This window comes from Dolichospermum sp. UHCC 0352 (genome assembly GCF_009711925.1).
In the GTDB taxonomy this organism is placed as follows: domain Bacteria; phylum Cyanobacteriota; class Cyanobacteriia; order Cyanobacteriales; family Nostocaceae; genus Dolichospermum; species Dolichospermum lemmermannii.
This window is the reverse complement of the sequence record NZ_VIKY01000099.1, coordinates 1-2,081: the sequence shown is the minus strand read 5'-3', so window position 1 is coordinate 2,081 and position 2,081 is coordinate 1. Positions and strand designations below refer to the sequence as shown.

The window sequence follows — 2,081 nt, the reverse complement described above, 5'->3', positions numbered from 1 at the left end:
TTTATCTTCCAAATGCTTCGCCCCTACTGACAACTAACTTAATTATTACTACCTAAAAGAAACAAACTAATTAATGTGCCACTATTCCAAAGACTGTGGAGAAGCATAGAAGAAAGTAAATTGCGCGATCGCGTGTAAACTATTCCTAAGACGATTCCTAATGCTGTCAGCGGCAGTATTTCTGATAAACTTAGGTGAGCAGCCGCGAATAACAAGCTACTGATCAAAATTGCCCCCCAAACCGACGTATAACGAGTCAGAGATGGTAATAAAAAGCCGCGAAATAGGAATTCCTCAAAAAACGGTGCAGCTATGGCTGCGGTAAAGAAAAATATCCCCAATGCGGTATTATCCCGGCTTTCTAGTGCCATTTGTAAAAGTGGATTACTGCCACCTTGTCCTTGCCACAATTTTTGATTAATCAGTGATACTATCACCACAATCGGTAAAGCTGTACAATAGCCACCGAGTCCCCACAAAAACCAATTACTGAAGAAATTGAAGCGAAACCAGTTCTCAGGAAGGGGGAAAAAACGCCTAATGGAAAAATATAGAACTGAAAAGCAACCAAAAGCCACAAACATATAACTAACTAAAACCACAAAAGCCTCAATTCTGGCATTTCCTGTACCACGAGGAATAGGCAAAATAGATAATAACTCTGGTATAAATAATTGCCCCATCAAGAAAAATCCCAGGATAAAAACCTGAATAATTATTTCCCAATTCCAAGGAGTTGACCAAACCAAATTGCCATTTGTCGCTAATAGGGATGCTTGACCTTTAAGCAAGCGTTGAAACAATAAGAAAATCAGCAGAATTAGCCCTATAAAAGCTGTTAAGGTGGGGATAGTAGCAATTATCGCTAATTTTAACAATGCTTGGGTTGCTGCTGCTTGTTGGGCAATTTTTAGAGATAATAAAGCTTCTTGACGTTGTTGAAGTTGATATAATTGATCTAAAGCCGTAAAACGAAACCAACTATTTAAATTTTGTTGAATTATTTGTTCAGCTTTGGGTAATAGACGGGGAGGTTTACTCCATATTCCGCTTAATACTTGAGCAGTTTCTTGATATTTGGGGTTGATATCTGAATGTTGCTGTAATTGATTCCAAGTTTTAATAGCCTTATCTGCTTCCTGTTGCTGTGCTTGCAAAATTCCCAACCGCAAATCTACTTCCGCTAACAATTTTCCTTGTTGTTGGCTAGATTTCTGTAAACTTTTTTCCTCTGCGGAAACAGGAGTAACTGCTGAAGATTGTAGTGCTGCTAATTTTTTATTAGTTGTCTCTAAACTAGTTTGAATAGATTCACTTGCTTCCTGATATTGCTTTATCGCGCTTTCTAAAGGATTTGCACCGAGAATAGATTCTTGAAGTGTTTGAATACTTTTGTCGCTGCTATCTTCTGGTTTCCATGCTTGGGCTTGTAAGACGATATTAGTCTGGTACAATTCTAGACGACTCTGGAACTGAGGTTTTTGCCAGCTATTCAATAAAGATAAGCCCGACAACATTATTGCTAACAAAGTTAGCCCAATTAACAGCAACCGTTTAATTGTCATCTATCCCCCTTAGACTTACAAGTACAGGAGCATCATCAGCCCCTTGGTAATTATAAGCTAGTCCCGCAGAGGGAAATTAAAATTTCAAAAAAGTAGCTTAGATCAGGTCTGTGTGGGTGTTAGCTATTGTTCTAGGTCGGTAATGTCCACGAAGTCTAATAATGCTTCTCCTAGCCCGGATTTCTCACAAATAAACAGAAAATCGGGGTCAAAAACTGCTAAAATCTATATTGCACAAATATTACAGCAGTTTAAGCATGGTTATAAGCGTACCCGAACTACCATGAGTCCTGGCAAAACAGAAGTAATTCCTAATGATGTAGTTATCAATCCTTTAATCAATGAATTAAGCACAGATATAATTAATAATGATGAATAAATTCCTTGTCTCACGCAAAGGCGCAATCACGCTTCCTGATCTCGAAGAGTAGGCGCAAAGAAAGAAAGAAATACAAAAGTTAGCTTAACCGACAGAAGCCCCACGTCTGACCCGATAGGGCAGCGGGGGATGAATGG

General features: G+C 38.7%; 2 protein-coding genes. One reads left to right on the top strand and one right to left on the bottom strand.

What is annotated here, in order from left to right; translation table 11 throughout:
• Positions 1-38: 38 nt before the first annotated feature.
• Positions 39-1,565 (bottom strand): type II CAAX endopeptidase family protein, encoded by a 1,527-nt coding sequence (locus FJR06_RS06410; RefSeq protein WP_015080392.1) that lies wholly within the window; start codon positions 1,563-1,565, stop codon positions 39-41.
• Positions 1,566-1,707: 142 nt separating this feature from the next.
• Between FJR06_RS06410 and FJR06_RS06405 the strand changes: the two genes are divergently transcribed.
• Positions 1,708-1,944, top strand: a complete 237-nt coding sequence (locus FJR06_RS06405) for a hypothetical protein (protein WP_041458038.1) — start codon at positions 1,708-1,710, stop codon at positions 1,942-1,944.
• Positions 1,945-2,081: the final 137 nt, after the last annotated feature.